The 21,533-nt window shown below is 28.9% G+C and carries 12 protein-coding genes; 2 read left to right on the plus strand and 10 right to left on the minus strand.

Annotation, left to right across the window (positions count from 1 at the left end; translation table 11 throughout):
* Nucleotides 1-9 precede the first annotated feature (9 nt).
* The 4 genes from J2Z38_RS03345 to J2Z38_RS10690 form a co-directional block, all read right to left on the minus strand.
* Nucleotides 10-1,599 (minus strand): AMP-binding protein, encoded by a 1,590-nt coding sequence (locus tag J2Z38_RS03345; protein ID WP_209772413.1) that lies wholly within the window; start codon nt 1,597-1,599, stop codon nt 10-12.
* An 18-nt stretch (nt 1,600-1,617) separates the two neighbouring features.
* On the minus strand, nt 1,618-2,292 hold the full coding sequence (locus J2Z38_RS03350) for a 4'-phosphopantetheinyl transferase family protein (protein WP_022620595.1): 675 nt from the start codon (nt 2,290-2,292) through the stop codon (nt 1,618-1,620).
* The gene (locus J2Z38_RS03355; RefSeq protein ID WP_099320402.1) at nt 2,270-3,028 is read right to left on the minus strand and encodes a thioesterase II family protein; all 759 of its coding nucleotides are present in this window, start codon (nt 3,026-3,028) and stop codon (nt 2,270-2,272) included. The genes J2Z38_RS03350 and J2Z38_RS03355 overlap by 23 nt, the downstream gene beginning before the upstream one ends.
* Nucleotides 3,029-3,184: 156 nt before the next feature.
* Nucleotides 3,185-3,556 (minus strand): metal-dependent transcriptional regulator, encoded by a 372-nt coding sequence (locus tag J2Z38_RS10690; protein WP_209772480.1) that lies wholly within the window; start codon nt 3,554-3,556, stop codon nt 3,185-3,187.
* Between the two features lie 549 nt (nt 3,557-4,105).
* On the opposite strand from J2Z38_RS10690, the gene J2Z38_RS03365 reads away from it, so the two are divergent.
* Both J2Z38_RS03365 and J2Z38_RS03370 read left to right on the plus strand, forming a co-directional pair.
* The gene (locus J2Z38_RS03365) at nt 4,106-4,474 is read left to right on the plus strand and encodes a plasmid mobilization protein (protein WP_033647464.1); all 369 of its coding nucleotides are present in this window, start codon (nt 4,106-4,108) and stop codon (nt 4,472-4,474) included.
* On the plus strand, nt 4,474-5,844 hold the full coding sequence (locus J2Z38_RS03370) for a relaxase/mobilization nuclease domain-containing protein (RefSeq protein WP_209772415.1): 1,371 nt from the start codon (nt 4,474-4,476) through the stop codon (nt 5,842-5,844). Before J2Z38_RS03365 ends, J2Z38_RS03370 begins: the two co-directional genes overlap by 1 nt.
* Nucleotides 5,845-6,069: 225 nt before the next feature.
* On the opposite strand, the gene J2Z38_RS03375 is transcribed toward J2Z38_RS03370, so the two are convergent.
* The 6 genes from J2Z38_RS03375 to J2Z38_RS03395 all read right to left on the minus strand — a co-directional run.
* Nucleotides 6,070-7,212, minus strand: coding sequence for a single-stranded DNA-binding protein (locus J2Z38_RS03375; RefSeq protein WP_209772417.1), 1,143 nt, complete (start codon nt 7,210-7,212; stop codon nt 6,070-6,072).
* Between the two features lie 33 nt (nt 7,213-7,245).
* Nucleotides 7,246-16,500 carry an SNF2-related protein gene (locus J2Z38_RS03380; RefSeq protein WP_225304677.1) on the minus strand — a complete coding sequence of 3,085 codons (9,255 nt, stop codon included), beginning with the start codon at nt 16,498-16,500 and terminating at the stop codon, nt 7,246-7,248.
* Nucleotides 16,501-16,883: 383 nt separating this feature from the next.
* Entirely contained in the window at nt 16,884-17,342 is a 459-nt protein-coding gene (locus J2Z38_RS10750) for a TnpV protein (protein WP_202502798.1), read from the minus strand.
* 1,029 nt (nt 17,343-18,371) lie between these two features.
* A complete protein-coding gene (locus tag J2Z38_RS10695) occupies nt 18,372-18,698 on the minus strand; it encodes a type III toxin-antitoxin system ToxN/AbiQ family toxin (protein WP_225304603.1) in 327 nt (108 codons plus the stop codon).
* 341 nt (nt 18,699-19,039) lie between these two features.
* Nucleotides 19,040-20,746: a DNA topoisomerase 3 gene (locus J2Z38_RS03390; RefSeq protein WP_209772421.1), complete on the minus strand. Its 1,707-nt coding sequence runs from the start codon at nt 20,744-20,746 to the stop codon at nt 19,040-19,042.
* Between the two features lie 62 nt (nt 20,747-20,808).
* A partial coding sequence (locus tag J2Z38_RS03395) for a CD1107 family mobile element protein (protein ID WP_209772423.1) occupies nt 20,809-21,533 on the minus strand: 725 nt, incomplete at its 5' end.

A 21,533-nucleotide genomic window follows, 5' to 3' on the forward strand; every position in this document is an offset into this window, starting at 1 on the left:
CCTCCTTATCTATTTAATCATTTGTTGTTTTAATTTACTTTTATCTACCTTTCCAACGCTTGTTAATGGCCATTGATCAACATACTGTACTTCATCCGGTAACTTAAAAGAAGCAAGTCCTCTTTCTACCAAATAATTCCTTATATCTCTAAGTGTAAGAACGGTACTCCCCTTCAAAATAAATACACCTATTTTTTCTCCGAGAGTCTCATCGGGTATGCCAACAATTTGCACTTCTCTAATATTCTTATTTGTAAGCAAAATATTTTCCAACTCAGAAGGAACTATTTTTTCTCCAGCACGATTTATAATCTCCAACACACGACCAACAATTTTATAATTGTCTCCATATAACTTAGCGGCTCTATCTCCTGTTCTTAAAAAACATTCTTCTGTAAACTGAGTATCATTTAGTTTTGATGAATCATAATATTCCAAAATAGTATATGGTCCCCTAACTATTAGCTCTCCAAAATCTCCATCAGGAACCTCTTTCCCGTTTTCATCAACAATACGAGCTTCGTCAAACTCACTTAACTTCTTCCCTTGAGTATGTAATCTGTCATAATCATCGTCCAAAACCCTAGAGCAAGTAATCAACGACTCACTCATGCCATACAATTGCAATAATTTACAATTAAATTCTTCCTGAATCTTTTTTGCTAAGTTAGAATCAAGAACAGATCCACCTATCTGTATATACTTCAAACTGCTGATATCAGCATCATCATTTTTAAGATATTCTATACACATATTAGCTAAAGTAGGTACCAATGCCATAATGCTAACTTCCTGTTCCTCAATCAAAGGTATTATTTCATCAGGACTGGATACTCTACAAGTAACCACCTTACCACCTTTTGACAATGTCCCAATCATTCCCGGACAACAAAGTGCAAATTTATGGCTCATAGGTAAAGCTGCCAAATACACTGTATCTTCATTCATATCTGTTGCATTTGCCAGTTCTTTTGCTAAATATATAAATTCACAATGCCTATTAGGTATTAGTTTCGGAAATCCGGTTGTACCTCCTGACAATAAAAATATAGCCGTTTCCTTATACTCTAATTCTTCAACAAATTTATTTTTTCTATTTTGTCTTAAGGTACATAACTTCTCATATTTCTCTGTTTCGCCAATCAAATAAACTTGTAAATCTTCTTTCGTATCTTCTATAATATTAGACACCATATCTTCATATGAAAATCCTAAGTACCTGTTAATTCCAATATATGCTTTTGCATTTGTTTTATTTAAAATTCCCTTAACTTCTGAATATCTATGACCCATCAAGATAATTACAGGAATCACTCCTATACTCATCATTGCAAATAAAATTATAATGAATTCTTTGCTATTAGGAAGTTGAAATAATACTTTATCTCCCTTACAGAAGCCTTGATTTAAAAGTCCATTAGCATAACAATCCACTTCATCTTTAAGTTGTCTATATGTCAATTCTTCATTTTCATCTACAACTGCTACTCTATCGGCGTATGTATTTGACCACATTTTCAAATGTTCGCCAACAGTTAGATGCTCCCAAACATCTTTATCATAAAAGTTGATTAATTGTCTCTTAATCTCTAAATTCATAATATTTGCCCTACCTTTTTAATAGCATAACGCAAAAACAAATTTTTCTTTTTCAAAAATCAAAATCTCCTTTTGAATATTATTTTCTTTATCTATAACTTTCATTACATTATTATTTTTATTAATAACATCAACTGTTTCCAAATTTTGAATTAAACCGACTCCTTTATATTTTAAATAAGCTTCTTTAGAAACCCAATATTTGTAAAAGTCTTTCAAACCTAATATTTTTTCATTGTTAATAAAAAAATTATTCTTAATTTCACTATAATCTATATTTCTTTCTATATTTTCAATATCAACTCCTATATCATTTCTTGAGAAAGCTACTATTGAAAATCCTGTGGTATGTGATATATTAAAATGTAAATTCAAATGATTTCTAATATATGGTTTATTATATTTACCGTAACGCCATCTAATCTCTTCGAATTTTAGTTTCTCAATTTTAGAAAATAGCAAGTTTACTATTGCTTTTGTTACAGCATAATTAATTCTGTCACTTTCTTTTCTATACTTCCACATAATTTCAATTTGATCTTTACTTAAATATGGAATACATTCACTTATAATTCCATAACTATTTGTTTCTACAGCAACTACTGCTATACAATCATCATGTATAAATTGAACTACCTCATTAATGTCAAATTTTGTTAGTTCTGTAATTTTAATTATTTTTAACGTTTTCATTAATATAGCTTTTTATTTCCCTTATAACCATATCAGTTGATGTATTTACAAACATATGCTTGCCATCTATATATTTATAGACGAATTCTTTTGTTGTATAATCTTGCCATTTTTTAAGTTCTTCTAATTTCATTTCTTGATCTTTATCTCCCATAAGGCCAAGTATGGGACTTTCTAATTTTTCATGTTTTGTATCTTGATAGTCTTCGTCTATTACAAAATCTGCTCTAAGTGTCGGTAAAAAAATTGAAATCAATTCTTTATTATCTAATATCTCTTTCGGGGTTCCCTCATATCTTCTTAGCCCTTCTATAAAACCTTCGTCATCAAGGTGATAGATTGGATTTGGTTCTTTATACACTGGAGCACGTCCACCTGAAATTATTATTCCTCTTGGATTTTCATAACTTGAATTTTTGATCTTTAAGGCTATTTCATAAACAATTTTTGTTCCCATACTGTGTCCAAATAAATAGTAAGGTTTTCCAAAATCAAAATTTTCTTTCATATCATTGAATAATGTTTCAACTAAAATATTAATATCACTTGTAGCCTTTTCAGAAAATCTATTTTCTCTTCCTGGATATTGAGCAACAAATACCCTTACATCTTCAAATTCATATTTCCAATTTCTAAATGCAGATACTCCACCTCCTGCAAACGGAAATATAACAAGACTAGCTTTAATATTATTTTCGTCTAATTCTTTATTTAGCATTTCAAAATTTTTTGACATAAATTCACCTTTTAAAATATTTTTTGTTAGCAACAGCTAACCTTAATTCATCATATACTATTTGATAATATTTATCAATGGTATTTTGAACTTTTTTGTTAAATAATTAAAAAAAACAGCATAAAAAACTTATTTAAAAGTTATCTATGCTATTCATTATAAGGTTTCATTAAAATGTTTTTTTAATTTTTTAAACGTTTCATCTGATATAACGTGTTCTATAAGACAAGCTTCACTTTCTGCTTGTTTAGGATTAACTCCAAGTTTAATGAATACGCTAGTAAGATACATATGTTTTTTATACATCTTTTCACAAAATATTTTTGATTCGTCTGTTAAACGAACTATTTTATCATCTCCATAAATTATCCTGCCTTTATTGTCAAGTTTTTTTAGCATTCTTGTAACCGTCGGTCTTTTGTAATCCAAATAGTTAGCAATGTCTATATTTCTAACCTCTTCATTTTCCAAAGATAAAATATATATGGCTTCTAAATAATTTTCTTCAGCAAATTCCCTGTGTAAAATAAATTTCTCCCCCTCTTAAATTGTTAGTAACTAAGAATTTAATTAAATATTTTTAAATATGATAATTTAAAATATTTTTTAACATCATACATATTATTATAGTTGTAAAAGTATCTATTTCAAAGTAAATTTTTTAATTTTTTAAAATTCAAGTTATCATAAAATAGTGTATTTTTATTAAACAAAAATAGCAAAAATAGCAAAAATAGCAAAAATAGCAAGCACAGTAAGTGCATATGCACTTACTAAAAATGAAATAAGAATACTACTATTATATCGCTTATTTTTTCCCATTTTACTTGTTGGGGAATATCCCCAAACCCCTAAATTTATAATGATTAAATTCAGCACAAACTCTTATAATAGCCCCAACGCAAACTTGAATATTATCTCAAAAAGTGATAAAATATAAATACTAAAGAATTAAATCAGGAGATTTCCAGACGAAATATATAGAATAAATTAAACCTGTAAGTCAAGTTATCCTACTTGAATTTACAGGTTTTTCTTTTTTATTTCGATTAATAAATTTATTAAGGAGGTCAAATTATGACAAGTAGATTTAGAAATAACGGAATTTATTTAATGTTATCTGACGAGGAGTTAGAATTGCTAAATGAAAAACATAAAGCATCTAAGTGCAAAACTCTTAGGCAATTTATTATGAAATGTATTTTAGAAAAAGATATTTATGTATTAGATATGGATGTCTTTCGTGAAATGTCAACAAATATAAGTCGTACTTCAAATAATATAAATCAAATTGCTAAAAGGGTAAATACTACATCAATTATATATAAAGATGATGTAGAAGATTTAAAAAGCTTATTAGAAAATCAGGCAAAAGATATTTTCTCTATGCGTAAAAAAATATACTCTCTTACTAATTCTAATAGCATAAATACTGAGAAAGAATAATGGCAATTACTAAAATTCATCCTATAAAATCCACTTTAAAAATAGCACTTGATTATATTATGAATAGTGATAAAACAGATGAAAAAATTCTAATTTCCTCCCTAAACTGTAACCCTATAACTGCTCATTTAGAATTTGAACAAACAAAAATAGAATGTAATTCTAAAGCAAAAGTTTTAGCAAGACATTTAATTCAATCTTTTTTTCCTGGAGAAACTACTGCTGAAGAGGCTCATCAAATTGGCATAGAACTATGCGATAAAATCTTAAAAGGAAAATATGAATATGTTCTTACTACCCATATAGATAAGGGTCATATTCACAACCATATACTATTTAATAATGTTTCTTTTGAAACTGGTAAAGCATATCAAAGTAACAAAAAAACTTACCACCAAATTAGAAATCATAGTGATGATTTATGTAGAAAATATAAGCTCTCTGTTATAGATGAAGATTATGTAAAATTTAAAGAAAAGTATAAAACCAATGGTAAATCCTACAAAGAATATATTGAATTTAATAAAGGAAAATCTTGGAAACATAAACTTCAAATTTCTATTGATCATGCTATTAATAAAGCAAATAGCTATGAGAATTTCTTAAAGCTTATGGAAGAATATGGCTATGAAATTAAACTTGGAAAATATCTTTCTTTCAGACATAAAAAACAAGGAGAAAAGGGGCGATTCATTCGTGCGAAGGAAACTACTCTTGGAAAAGATTATACAAAAGAGAAAATAAAAGAAAGAATTGAAAATAAGGTAAATGAAAATTACAAAAATAGTGAAGTATATTATGCTAAGAAATCTTATAAGAAATTTGATAATATAATAGACATAGAAAGCAATGAAAAGGCTAAATCTTCTAAAGGTTATGAAATATGGGCTAGAAAACATAATATGAATACTATGGCGAAGACCTTAAATCAGCTTAGAAAATACGGTCTATCATCTAGTATGGATTTGGAAACTAAACTCCAAGAAGAGGCTGTTAATAGGCAAGAAATCTTAAATAAGATTAAGGATATAGAAAAAGTTATGAGCGAAATATACGCAGCTATTGAAGACATTAATACTATAAAAATAAATAAGGTTATCTATAAAACCTATAAAGAAAATACAAATGATAAAGATTTTTATAGTGAATATAAGCCTCAAATTATCGCATATGAAAAAGCAATAAATACTTTAGAAAAGTGTCAATATAAAAATCTAAGTATAAAAGAGTTGTCAAAATTATATGATGAATACAAAAATAAAAAAGATATTCTTATGGATGACTACGCCAACGAGAATATATTGATAAATGAATTAACCCAATTAAGAAAGAATACTGATAAGTATATTTATAATGAATTGTATAAGTAAGGGTCTGGTGTATCAGCTTCTCCGGTAGTGTGGGGTCTGTAAATAATTTTGTGAGACTGTGTAAAGTTTTGTGTATCAACCCTCGGGTATGTGAAAAGTTTTGTGTATCAGCTCCTCCTGATAGGATGTGGCTGATATTTTTTCAATATAACCCATCATTTTCCCTTAAAAACAACCAATAAAAAAATACAGGAGGCAGACTAAAACCTGCCTCCCTATAATCTTTTACCTTTCTATGCTATTATCCTTTTTCTTCTTTTCATCCACTTTCATATCCCCTTTAGCCTTAAATTCCTTTAATTTCCCTATTGTTGATGCTTTTGCTTTAGTATGCTCTTTAGCTTTTAATAACTTTGCAGAGTATACTTTTAGACTTGTGTATTCCTTATTATCCTTTCCCATACTTTTCTTTTCTTTGCCAAATAGGTGTACAAAATCTCCTTTTTTCAAATTTTTTACTTGATTGATTTTGTCATTATAGGCGTAGCAGCTGATGAATTTTGCATTTCCTTCCTTGTCATTTTCAGCAATAGAAAAGGAGGCTACTTTAAAGTCCCTCCCATCTTTTGATTTTAAATCTTTAATTTCTATATCAGTTGCTATATTTCCATCTATATTTAATGTATCCTTCTCTTTATTATCTATATCTTTCATTTCTTTATCTCCTTGTTCTTGATTAGCTTCTAAGTTTTCTTTTAACTCTTCTTCGTCTATATATTCAATAAACTTTTCATCAATAAGACCCATAACTGAATCGTTCATATAATTATCATAGGCATTATTAAGAACATTTTCATTTTCTACTCCTGTTTCAAGAGATATAATACCTTTTACAAATTCTTTATGATTATATTCTGCTAAGAAATCTATTGTATTTTTCATGCTTTTAAAATTTGTATTTTCCATGTTTGCTATTGTTTTAATATCACTTGCGTATCTAACAGAATCCCATTCATACTTTCCACTATCTTTATTAAACTCCACTCCTGTGGCTAAAATAAATTGATTCCCGTCAAATAAGGTCGCTTGATTATCTTTGACATCCAGTACCATAGTGTCTCCAAATTCAGTTTCAATTACATTTCCCTTTTTTATATTCATTGCTATTCCTCCTTTTATTTTTTTATCCATCTCATCTGTGAAATCTTTTATTTCTTCTTCCTTCTCATCACTAATAATAAATTGTTTTATTTCTTCAACTGTTGGATCATCAATTGTAGTCTGAATAAATTCAACTAATTTATCTTCTGAAGTGGCAAAATTTTTAATTCCATATTCAACTATATTGTTAATTATTCTCTGAGTAGCACCATCAAAAGAAAAATTTTCTTGAATAAATTCATTAAATCTATCTCTATCAAATTCCATATTCTTTTTCCTCTAATAATATCATTTAAAGTTTTATCTGCCACATGGTTCACTATTATTTATTTCTTTTATATTATTATTTGCTGCTAAATTCCCCTTATATTCCTTTAATTTATCCATAATAGATGTTTTTTCTTTCCTTTCAAAATCTCCTATTTCCTGCACTTTACTATCTCTAAAATCAGCATCATTTCTATCTATTATTCCGTCTAAATCCATATCTTTAGATAGTGGATCATAGAAGTTGCCATCATCATCTATCTCAAGTCCCATTACTTCTCTCAATTTTTCTTCATTTACTGATACAAGCTCACTAAAGTCCCAAAATCCAATAGATGTCTTTATCTGTACTAACTCTTTTAAATCACTTGCATCTAAGGGATCATAGGTGTATTGAAAACTGTCAATTAAGTTCTTATCTACATAGGTGTTCATCTTGTAATTTATTAAATCTAAACTTACTTGTATTTCATGTTTTTCATCTGGTGTAGTTGTATAAGCTATTCCTATATCTGTTAAGTCAGGAAATATAGTATCAAAGTCCTCTAACCTGTTTTCTTCATCATATTCTCTGTTAAGGAAGTCTATCAATTCTTCCTTTACTTCTTCTAGTAATGGATTATCTTGGCTTATATCTTCACTTTTTCCCATATCTAGTAAATTATTTACTTCTGCAAGTCTTAGTGTCTTATCCTTTAAAAGTTCAGCTTGTGGAAATGTCTTTTGTATTTCAATTTTGGCTGTTTGAAATTGCTCTTCTGTATCTTTTAGTTTTGAAATTGTATTTTCTAATCTTTCTGGTAATTTATCTAATACATTATCCATTCTTGTTATATTACCTATTTCATCTGTTCCAAACTCTCCTCTATATTCTCCCTTACCTTTTAATATAAAGTTATATTTATTGAAAAAAGAATCATATTTTATGGATAAGTCAAAATTTCTATATTCACCTATTTTTTCTCCATCTTTATCCATTTCCCTATATATTTTAACTCCCTTAATTTTGTTCAACAAAAACTCTCCAGCTATTTTCTTATCTATATACTTCTTTCCGTCAATAATTAGAGAGGTAAATTTATTATCTTCTTTTAAATTTTTATCTACATCTCTATAAGGCTCAACATTTTTAATATCTTCCTTTAAGTTCTCTATCCTTTCTTTTAATCTTTCTATTTCCTTTGGATAAAATTTAACTACTTTATCTTCCAGCTTGTAAAGATTTGATTTAAAATTGGACTCTAGCATTTTAAGTTTAGAAACTTCAACATCAAGATCCATCTTCTCCTTTATTAATGGATTTCCTGTTGCAAGAGCTTTGATTTCGGCATAGTTTAATGTGGCTTCGTCTACATCTTCTGCAACTCTTACAGGTGTCTTTGAAGTCATAATTTGAGAAATATATTTTTGTTTATTCTCTAAGGTTTGGAAAAGATAGGCATCAAAAGTATTTTCTGTTACATATCTAAATATATGGACTTCCTTATTCTCATTTCCCTGCCTCACAATCCTTCCTGCCCTTTGAGAAAGATCAGCCGGTCTCCATGGTATATCAAGATCGTGGATTGCAATTAGCTTGTCTTGAGCATTAGTACCTGCTCCCATTTTCTGTGTTGAACCAAGTAAGACTCTTATTTCTCCCTTTCTTACCTTATCAAAGATAGCATCTTTTTCCATATTGTTTTTTGCCTTATGAATAAATTCTATTTCATTTTCAGGTACTCCCATATCTATAAGTTTTGTTTTAATATCATCATAGATATTAAAATCACTACTTGGTGTAGACATATCACAAAATATTAATTGAGCAGATTTTTTATCTTTATATTTATCCCAAATGCTAAATACATTTTTTATACAGGTATTTACCTTACTATTAGGATCATCAGGAAGTAAAGGATTGATTAATCTTTGATCTAACGCCATCTTCTTCCCATCATTTGTTATTAATAGCATATTATCAACACTTGAATCTACCTGCTTATCACGAACCTTATCTGCTCTCTCGGAAAAAGTTTCAAGAATTTCTTTTTGTTCTTCGGTAGGCTTTGTTTTTATAGTTTCATAATGGGCAATTGGTGTAGGAAGATTTAAAACATCAGCTGTTTTAATATCCATAAATCCTTTTACAGTATTCATAAGTTCAGGAAGATTATAAAATTTTGCAAATCTGGTTTTGCTCCTATAACCATTACCCTCAGGATTTAATTCTATTGCCGTTATCGTTTCTCCAAAAGTAGATGCCCAAGAATCGAAATGTTGCAATTTCATCTTTTTTAATTCATCATATTGTAAATATCTCTGCATGGTATAAAGTTCAGCCATACTGTTACTTACTGGTGTACCTGTGGCAAATACTAATCCTTTATTATTAGTTATTTCATCCATATAGCGGCATTTCATAAGCATATCTGATGATTTTTGTGAATCTGTAGAAGTAATTCCTGCTACATTCCTCATTTTAGAAAATAGATAGAGGTTTTTGTAGGCATGGGCTTCATCTACAAATAACTTATCTACTCCCAGTTCCTCAAAGGTTACAACGTCATCTTTCTTATAATCAGCATTTAGTTTTTCTAACTTTGTCTCTAATTTTTTCTTTGTTTTTTCTAATTGCTTTACAGTAAATCTTTGATCCCTTTCTCTTTTATATTCATCTATATAGTCAATGATTTCATCAATTTGACCTTGTAATTCATATTCTTGTCTTTCTTTTGATATAGGAATTTTTTCAAATTGACTGTGCCCTATAATAACAGCATCAAAACTTCCTGTAGCAATACGACTACAAAATCTTTTTCGTCTATCTGGTGTGAAGTCTTTTTCTGTGGCACATAATACATTAGCTCCTGGATAGAGTTCATTAAATTCTCTTCCAAATTGCTCTACGATGTGGTTAGGAACAACAAACATTGACTTATTACTCATTCCAAGTCTTTTTGACTCCATGGCTATACCTATCATTTCAAAGGTTTTTCCTGCTCCTACTTCATGGGCAAGTAAAGTATTTCCACCAAACAAACCTCTTGCTATGGCATCTTTTTGATGTGCTCTTAATTCTATTTCAGGATTCATTCCTTCAAAAGTAAGATTAGATCCATCATATTCCCTTTGTCTTATGGAATTGAATCTTTCGTTATAATCTTCTACTAATCTATTTCTTCTTTCCACATCATCAAATATCCAGCTTTTAAATTCTTCTTTTATCATCTCTTGCTTACTTCTTGCAAGCATTGTTTCTTTTTGATTAAGCACAGATTTTTTCTTTCCATCACTGTCTTCTACTTGGTCAAATACCTTAGTATCTCTTAAATTTAAAGTATCTTCTATCAATTTGTAGGCATTTACCCTATTTGTACCATAGGTAAAAGAAGCAAGGTCATTGTCCCTATCAGAGCTTTTTCCTTCAACTCTATATTCTCCTGTAAAGTCAGAATACTTAATATCTATATTCCACCTTGATGAAACTGGTGTTTTCAACAAGTCAAACATAAATTTTTTGTAATCTTGTTCCGGTATCCATGTTGCGCCCATTCTAACTGTAATTTCACTTGCATCTAGTGCTTTAGGCATAACTTCCATTAGTTTTGCTTTTTGAAAATCTAACTCCTTTAACTCTTCTTCTAACACCTCTCCATCTGCTGAATTTTCTTCCTTTTCTAATTCTCTTTCAATATTTTTAATATAAGAGTCTACAACTTCAATTTTATCTCTTATATTTCCTGACAAGTATTCATCAGCACTTACGTAAGGTCTTGAAAAATCTCCTAGATCCTTAGCAGACTTAAATGGATTTATATCATTAGGTTCAAAGGAATCTAAGTTTAAAAATATTTCTCCCTTTAATTCTTCTATTAATTTATCTCTTGTTTTTCCTGTCAATTCTTCCATATAATCAAAATTTATTTTCCCTTTTTGACTAATAGAGAGTACCAGAGCATCTATTGCCCTATCTGTATGATCTATTATGACAGCTTTTTTTATAGTTCTCTTGTTAAAGATATCAGATTTTCCTATAAAGTTGCCTTCTTTATCTAATTTTTCCAAAGTTGAAATTAAAGAAAAATTGGCATCTTCTCTAAATAACTTTTTATTGGTTTTTGAATTTAATCTTCCATGTTTGCTATTGAAATCATCGTAGAATTTATTTAGATTTTCTTGTTCTTTTTTTATCTCTTCATCTGAATAGTCTTCTCTTTGATAGGTTATAACTTTCCTTAGACTTTCATTTAATCTTAAATATTCTTTTACCTTATCTTTATCCTTTTGGTTTAAGGATATTCTTTGCATAATTGAATTTTCTCTAAAATATATTTCATCATCCACTAAAGCAAAAGAATAGTTTTTAACACTATCATCAGCTGGTATTGTTTCTTCTCCTAAATCATCATTTATTTGAGCTTCTTCATACCTACCTTGGATATTTTTAATGGCTTTTTTTAGTCCTTCTTCTAAAGAAATATCTTTATTTTCAATACATGCAAGGCTTGTCCCAAATCTTGACGGTATTTCTTCCATAGTCCCTATTACCATCTGAGGATTATCTACAAAGTATTTATTATATATTAGTCCTTTTTCGTCTTCATCTAGCTTTACCCAGTCTTCATCTAGCTTTAATAGCCTATCTCTCTTTTTTAAAAAGATTATATCTGAAGTTACTTCTGTACCTGCTACTCCTTTAAATGTTCTATTAGGTAGTCGTATTGCTCCTAAGAACTCCGCCCTTTCTGATATATATCTTCTAACATCTTCACTTTTTTTATCCATTGTTCCTGAAGATGTTATAAAAGCAATTATGCCTCCATCCCTAACCTTATCTAAGGTTTTAGCAAAAAAATAATCGTGAATTAGAAAGTTATTACTTTCGTACTCACGATCTGCTACTTTAAATTCTCCAAAAGGAATATTTCCTATGGCCACATCAAATAGGTTATTAGAAAAATTGGTTTCTTCAAAGCCTTTTATTTGGATATTGGCATTAGGGTAAAGTTCTTTGGCAATTTGTCCACTAATCCTATCTAATTCAACTCCATAAAAGTTTGACTCTTTCATTTCTTCAGGTAGATTTCCTATAAATCTCCCTGTCCCAGCACTTGGTTCTAATATATTTCCTTTTTCAAAGCCAAGATTAGAAAGACTTTCATAGATAGCGTCTATAACTACTTTCGGCGTATAAAAAGCCGTTAAGGTTGATTCTCTTGCCCTATTATATTCTTTCCCAGTTAGATTTTCTTTTAAAAAGTTTCTTGCATCAAGCCATTGACCTTCCTTTTCTTCATTAAATACATCAGAAAGTCCTCCCCAGCCGATATACTTTGCCAAAATTTCCTGTTCATCTTTTCTTGCACTTCTATTTTCTTTTTCTAAAGCCTTTAAGACATTTATAGCTTCAATGTTGTTTTTTAATCTCTGTGAAGGTGGTAGGTTTTCTTCTTCATTAATAATTTTATAGTTTTCTAAAGAACCTTCAGAAATCCCTTCTATATTTTCTCTATCAGTCCTTATTAAATTATTATTTTCTTTCCATTCCTTATATTCTTCTAACTTCTTATCAATAGTTTCTTTTCTATGAGTGGTCAATTTCAATGAATTACCATCTCCGTCAATTTTGTCGATTCCTTTGAGGTAAGAAAAAGGTAGAGTAAATTCCCTATAATTTTTTGGATTAGACGAACTATATACTAAAAATTCTTCCTTTTCATTATCAACTCTTACTATAAACTGATCAGCAACAAGAGAAGATTTATTATTTATTATATCAAGGCTTTTATATAAGATCCCTGAATTGTCTTTTTTAACTTTTTCTTCGTTATTATTATCAATATCTTCAAAGCTAATTTGTTCTACTAATTCCTCTTTATCGATAGATTGTTTTTTGCTTAATTTATCTTTTTCACTAGATTTATATTCTTCTAAATCTTCCTTTCTTGCAAAAATATTAGAAACAGGTCTTTCTCTACTATATATTACTTCAGTAATAACATTCTTATCTATTGTACTTAAAGCTAATCTACCCATTCCAGATTCATTAAATTCGTTTTCTTTAATTAAATATTCCTTATTTCTAAATTGAACTGGTAATCCTAAAATACTATAATCTTCTATTTCTAACGGAATTAATTCCTCTTTTTTTATAACTTCCAAATCAAGATCTTTGTAGTGATTAAAAAGAATTGTTTCACTTCCGGTAATAAACCCATTCATTAGTCCTGTGCTATCTTCTAGTTCTATAGTTTTAGGACTTGTAGCATCGTTAATGGCGGTTATAGTGTATTCTTTTCCTTTGTATCTAACACTCATACCTTCTTTAAATGGATTTTCTTCTTGCCTTGTTCTATCATTTTCTATTTGCTGATTTAAATATCCATTTAAAAGCACTTCTCTATGTTTGTCATCAAGTAAATAAGGTAAGTTACTTAATATGTCCTTATAACTTTTATATTTTATAGCTTGATTAGAATTTAAAATATATCCATTGTATCGTAAATTTTGTCTTAGAGTTTTTTCTTTTATATCTAAGATTAGCTCTACATCAAAGCCTTCTTTTCCATCGATTATCTCCTTAATACTATCTGGGATTTTTAATAGTCCTTCTTCTATTTTCTTTGATAGTAGTAAGTATTCTTCATTTTGAGGATCAAAATAGTATTCTCTTTTTTCTTTGATATCCTTATCTATTAACTTGGAAAGAACTTCTTTTTTATCTCTTATTTCTTCAATTTTTGATTTTTCTTCTTGCGATAAATTTATATTAAAAGTAATTATATTTTCTTCATTTATATGTGCTAAATTTTGATATGCTCCATTGATTTCAAGATTTTTATTAAAAACATATATATCATTATAATAATCCGGAAATTGCTGATTAAAACTTTGAACATCTATATCATAGCCTTTCTCAAATTTTGTAACTTTATCATCAGCAATTTCAAATAATCCTTCTCTTTCCAATTCTAATACATCATTTAAATTTGTAAGGTTTACTTCTTTCATTTTGACAGTAATTTCATCAAACAAACTGTCTATTTTTCTGCTATCCTCAAAAGATTTCCCTTTATATAAATTGTAGATCTTTCCTTGTGAGTTTTCCTTTCTTGGATAAACTCTAATTCCTGTTTCTTCTAGTTCTATATCCTTTGTTTTCTCTTTATCTACTAAAGCATAATAATATCCTACTTTTACTGCTAATTTATCTTCTACAATCTCTTTTGTTAATTTTTCTTCTACTTCATTTCTTAATACTTCTAAAGCTTTTAAATCGCTTCCTTTAAAGGAATGTGAAAATAGTTTTAAGTCCTTATCAAAATAGGCATCATATGAATAATATGTTATTGGATTATGGTTATTATCATATCCACTGGAAATATCTTTTATTTTTAAATATTTATTATCCTCTGTTCTAACTATATCTCCCACTTTTATAGAGAGTATCTCCTTATCATCTTCTATATTGTTTTCAAGTGAATTATATAAATACTGTCTATATCTATTTTGGGTTCTAAGACTTAATTCTTTAACCTTATCTATTGACTTCATATCATCTGGAAGATTTCCTTGCTTATCGGCAACTTCTCTCATGATTTTTGCATATTCTCTTTGGAATACAGAGTTAAAACTTGCTAAGGTATTATTTCCTAAGTTTTCTCTTGCCTTTATAATTTCATTTTCTAAAACTTTATCCTTAACTAATACATCAAAAATTCTATCTTCAATTTGATTTATTGAAATTATTTTTTCATCTATCTTATTTTCTTCTATAGTTTGATTAAGTTCTATCTGACTTTTTCCTATTTGTTCATAAAGAAATTCAAAGTCTCTTTGGTTGATCTCATTTCCATCACCTATGTCTATCTTATAGTGATCAACTATTTTCCCATCTACTATATGGTTAAAATAGAATTTGGAATACCCCTCCCACTTATCAGTCATCTGCCCATATTCATCTTCTCCTAAGGTCTTATTATGAAGTCTTATTTTTTCATCTATTTCCCTTATTTCATTTAATAGTTCTTTAGTCAGCCTTTGTCCTGCATAATCTTTTTCTATTAGACTTGAACCCTCATTAAGCTCAATTATCCAATAATCATCTTTTTTATGGCTATCTAGATCAAAATCTATATTCTCTTTATTTTTATTAGTATAAAATTCCTTAAATTCTTCAAAACCATTTACTATATCATCATCTATAACTTCTTTGTTAGAATTAACTACAATATTTGGAATATTATCATATCGACTTTGACTTTCTAATAGGTAATATTCTCTTCCTTCTATTTCTTCCTTTTCTTTAATATAAAAAGTGTCATGTATTCCCTCAAGAATAATTCCATCGTCTAACTGGTCCAATGGTATATCTAATTGTTTTTCAAAGGCTATGGAATATATTTCTTCTTTTAAAAAGTTTGGTATAAATTCATCATAAATGATAAGTTTTCCATCATCACCTATACTTGCTACCGACTGTCCTTGATAATAATATATAGAACTATTATTTGTTCTTTCTATATATACATCATTATCAGTTGGAGGCAAATCATCTTGATAATTTATATACTCCTGGCTTTCTTTTTCTGTTTTATTTATTTCCTGATCTGTTTTTTTCTCCCTATTTTCTTTAAAACTTTCTTCATCTATATATCTATTCTTTTTAATAAGGTCATTAATTCTTCTTGCAACATTAGACCAAGATAGTAGTATTTCTTTTGCATTACCTTTATTATATTTTATTCCCTTCGCATCGTGCCACTCACCACTTTCTCTTGCAGCAGATAGTGCATGAGAACTTCCACCTACGCCATATTCATTTTTCAAGAAATCTGATTGTTCTTTTAAATCATGCTTTTCAGTAAAAAATTCATATATTCTTTTCTTTCCATCAGAAAACCCGCTTCCTCTTTTTAGGCTTTCATCTATTTCATCTTGTGTTATAAAACTCTGAATAGGTGCAATATCCTTTAAATTTGACCTATATAATTTTCTTTCTATTTCTAGATCATTGATGTCATTATAGATTGTAGATAATTTATAATGATGAAATCTTAAAATATCAGGATTAATCTTATATTCTTCTAAAAATACCTCGTATTCTTTTCTGAGTTTATTTATAAAATTTTTATCTTCAAGTTTTTTCCCGAGATTTTCTTTTTCATCTGGGAAGCCTCTTCCTTTTATATCATTAAGGATCGCTAAATATCTGTCCTTAGTTTCATCAGAAAGATCTCTCTTTAAATACAATAATGTTTCTGCTATTTTTTCTCTTTCATATGTGGCACTTTCTATAACCTCCACGTTGCTAGCAAATTCTCCTCTATTTAATAAATTATTAATATTATTAGCTAAATCTTTCCAAGAAACTATTTGCCCTTCTCTATATCTTGCCTCATCTCCATCTTTAAAAATTGCTCCTTCCTTTCCAAACCATGCAGATATCTTTCTTCCTTCAATTTCAAGACCATTGGCTCCCCTATATATTTCTTTCAAAAAGTTTGCCTGTTCTTCTAAAGATTTACCCTTAGAAAATTCTGCTATTACTGCTAATCTTCCATCTTCATGATTTCCTCCATGAATTAAAAATGTATCTATTTCTCTTTGACTTATTGGATTTGAGAAGGATATTTGCTCTCCCTGATTTTTAGCAGAAAAAAAGGAAGTAGACTCTACTTCCTCTTTTTTTAGATTAAGATTATCTCCTTTTCCCCTATTTCTTGTAGGGTCATATCCATGTTCTTCTTCAATCTCAGATATTTCAGATAGTCCTCTTCTTTCAGTTCTTCTGTCAGACCCCAAGTTTCCATCATTTTGACTTCTTCCCTCGTGATAAAGTCCTCTATCTCTTTTTCCTTTGATAGAAGATGATCCATCAATGTCCCTTGCAAATACATTATCTGATAATCCTCTTCTTTGTTCTCCTTGAGAAAGTTCAATCTCATCCTTCCCCATCTGTTGAGTTTCTTTAAATCTATTTCCTTGGGAATTGCCATATTGGGTATTAGGACTTCCATGCCTTCCTCCAATTCTTCCATCTTGTATGTCCCTCCCTGTCTCTCGAAGGAATTCTCCTTGACGATTGGTGTGTAAATCCCCTCCTCCATGAGGTATTCCTTGCCTGCCAATGTTAATTTCTCTTTCATCTTCCAAGCCTCCTTTAAAATTTATTTCACCGTTTATATCAGAACTTAATTTATTATAACGCTCCTTAAGCTCTTTTGTCTGCTCCAAATCTTTTCTTTCTTGAATTTTCTCTAAAATTTCTAATCTTTTTATTTCACTTCCCAAATCAAGTAAGATATTTTTACTTATATTAGCACTTATACTTAATACTTTGTCTATGTCCGAACTTGATATTTTAGACAGTAAAGATAAGTTTTCTTCTTTTAGCTGATATGAGACCTCCATTCTCTCGCTTATGGAAATTTTTACGGATTCTTTTAACAAATTAAAAAGGTCTACCTTTTGAATGCTTTTTAAACTTTCATCAGATAGACTTTCTAAAATTTTATTGAATTTTCCTCTAACATTACTTTCTACTAAGGCATCAATTTTATCTTCTTGGCTTAATAGAAGCTTACTATCTTTTTCTTTAAACTTATCTATCAGTTCATCTAGTAAGTTTAAATGCTTTTTGCTATCATATTTCCATAACTTTACCTCAGAAATATTATGATTAATACTTACTGTTTGCCTTATGTCGAATATATATTTTATCCTTCCACTATCTATATCTAAAAGTGGTATTCCTTTTTCGCCTCTTTTAACGCTTCTACCTATACTTTTCCAATAATCAAATTCTGCACAGGCTGTTGCTTTTGGATCCATATTGTATATAGATATTTGATGTATATATGGATACTTATAGTTATTGCCTGATACCTTTAAATATTCCTCATATTTTTTTATATCTTTCTTAAATTCTTCTTTTGCAAGATAGATTGTTCTGCTTAAATCTACTATATCATATCTTGGCATTTTATCCCTCCTCATTATAGTGATAAAAATGAACTAAATTTTTATATATTTATTTATTAAACTTTATTTCTTTCTATTTTTTAAATTTCTGTAAGCAAAAGATAACTTTAAAATGTCATTTACGCTATCTTTTTATTGCAATAAAAAAACGATTGAATTTTTTTACTTTTCAAATCGCTCTAACTGCCTTTATTCTATTGCTTCCAATCCAACATTGCCTTTTCTAACTTTGAAAAATTGCAATTTGATCTTCTTATAATTCCTGTTTTCTTTTGATTTTTGTATATTTTTTCTACCTTTATCAAGATCTTTGTTTTTATTTTTAAACAAAAAGCGTATTCTTTTTGAAATAAGTCTTTATATCTGATATCTTCAAGTTCGTTAAAATCAATTCTTTCATAACAATCAGTCGGTACAGGAATCATTTTCTTAATATCCAATATAGATAATATGTGCATTTTTTCTTTATCAGAATAATATCTGTAAATATCTCCATCTATAGTAATACTATCATCGATCACTTCATAAATTAAAAAATGCTCATCAGAAACATTCTTTCATTTTTTGCGTTTTCCTTTGCAGAAGAAATTGGAATAAAAAAATAGAAAGGTTTTAACCTCTCTGTTTGCTTTAATATTTTACCTTTGGGATGTAGGTAATGATACACCTTCTTTAATGCTCCACCTTTAACGGTAGCGGGACACCATCTTTATCTGATAAGAGTATAACGTATATTTATAGTAATGTCAAATAAGCAAATTTCCTAATGCCTATTCTTTTATCACTTATATTATACCCTATTTCTTTCATAAATCATTCCTTTCTTCATTCCTATAATTATATTCAAGTTTTTATAATCAATTTACTTATAATATTTACCTATAGTATTTTTTATTTCTTCTTCAATTTCTTTTAAAAAATTCTCTTTATATTCCTTACCCTTTGCTATATCACTTAATCTCATTTCCCATTTTGCTGTTGTCTTTGGAGATTTAAACTCATCTATAACTATAGTCACTAGGTTTAATCCCTTTCTAGTTGATATTAGGTTTTTCTTTTCTCTTTTTATATAACCTTTGTATATCAAATTTTCTATTATTCCCGCTCTTGTAGCAGGAGTACCAAGTCCTTTTCTCTCAACTTCAACATCCTTAACTAATTCATCATTCCCAGCTATTTCCATTGCTTTTAAGAGTGTGTCTTCAGTGAAGTGTTTAGGTGGATTTGTATACTTCTCTTTTATATCTTTATTTTCAATATATAAAAAATCTCCTATTTTTACATCAGGAAGTTGTATATCTTCTTTCTTCTTTGATTTATATTCTTCTAAATATTTTGTAAATCCTTCTTCTGCAATTATTTTATAAGTGTTTATAAATTCAAACCCGTCAAATTCAGCCACTATCTTTGTTGTATTTTCTACAAGTGGATATCCAAAACTTGCATAGAGTTTATTTGTTATAAGTCTATAGACTTTGGCTTCACTTTCCGGAAGATTTGAAATATCCTTATTTAATGAACTTATCGTTGGAATTATTGCATGATGATCTGTAACTTTTTCAGAATTAAAAACTACCTTAATTCTTTCTGTGTCAAAATCATTTTTCCCTATAATATTATTTACAGTGCTTTCTATCATGTCTACTGTCAAATATCTTGAATCTGTTCGTGGATAGGTAATATACTTCTTTTCATACAGGCTTTGGGCATAATCTAGGGTTTGTTTTGCACTGTATCCAAAATACTTATTACATTCTCTTTGAAGTGTTGTTAGATCAAAAGGCAGATTAGGCTTTGTAATCTTTTCTTTTTTAATTACATCGGTTATTTCAATTTTTTCTCCGATTAAATTTTTTAGCTGCTCTGCCACTATCTCATCATCAATTCTATCTGTCGACAGTGTAAATCCATTAATAGAAATCTCCACTGTATAATATTTTTCTTTTTTAAAACTATTTATCTCATCATCTCTATTCACAATCATTGATAAAGTTGGTGTTTGTACTCTACCTACACTATAATTTTCATTATATAGACAGGAGTAAAGTCTACTTATGTTCATTCCAACAAGCCAATCAGCTATGGCACGAGCCTTAGCTGAATCAAAAAGATTATCATAATTACTTCCATCTTTTAAGTTGCTAAATCCTTCTTTTATGGAAGAGTCTTCCATTGAGGAAATCCAAAGACGTTTCATTTTCTTCTTACAATTTGCCATAATATATACAAGTCTAAAGATAGCTTCTCCTTCTCTACCAGCATCACAAGCATTAATAATGGTGTCAACTTCATTACTATTCATTAGCCTTTTAAGAATATTAAACTGTTTTTTAGTTGTCTTCGTTACCTCATACTTGTATTCTTTTGGGATAATAGGTAAATCTTCAATTCTCCACTTCTTATATCTTTCATCATACACATCAGGATTTGCCATTTGTACTAAATGTCCAACACACCATGAAACAATATATCCGTTTCCCTCATAATATCCATTATTTCTATTTTTTGCTCCTATAACTTTTGCTATTGATGCTGCAACACTTGGTTTTTCTGCGATTACTAATTTCATTTTTCCTCCTCTAGTTTTTTAATAATGTTGCCCTTAATCTACTGCTTAAATCATTGAAAAGATTAAAATTCATCTTCATCTGGAATAACTTCTGTATCTTCCTTATCTTCAAGATTATAATCCTCCCCTTCAGATTCATAATCATCTTCTAATTCATTATAATCTTGCTCATCTTCAAAACTTGCCTCTTCATTTTTCTTATAGATTTTGAAGTAATATCCTGCACCCATTACACCAACAATAATTAAACCCATAAATAAATAGAGTCCTATCCCTGATTTCTTTTCTTCCTTCTCCTCTTTCTTCGGTTTTTCCTCCACCGGTTCTTCTTTTTTTACTACTTCTTCTTTTGGCTTTGCTTCACTTTCTCCTTCAATCATATTAAGTAGGTCTTGCTCTCCTACTTCTGTTAATAGCCTTACATTGTCTTGGTTTGATGAGTGATCCACTATTAGGTGCATAGTTTTTCCACTTTTAGTTTGAAATGTTAAAAATTGTCTTACATCTACTGGATTTTCTTTATCTTTTTCTGTATCTCCACTTGGTGTAATATCTTTTCCATTCCTATCTACATTTTCAATTACTGAACCTCTTGCTTTATTTTCTTGTGTTGCAAGATTATTTACTGCCTTTGTATTACCACCTTTTACAAGTGGTGTTTTCTTAGGAGGATTATTTGAAGGCTTGGTTGCTTCACTTGTATTTCCTGGTATTCTTGGAACATCTTGATAAGGAATCTCTTCTTTTGATGGTGTAAAAACATCATCTTTCAACATTTTTTCAAATT

The sequence above is a fragment of the Anaerococcus degeneri genome, from assembly GCF_017874475.1.
Taxonomy (GTDB): Bacteria; Bacillota; Clostridia; order Tissierellales; family Peptoniphilaceae; genus Anaerococcus; species Anaerococcus degeneri.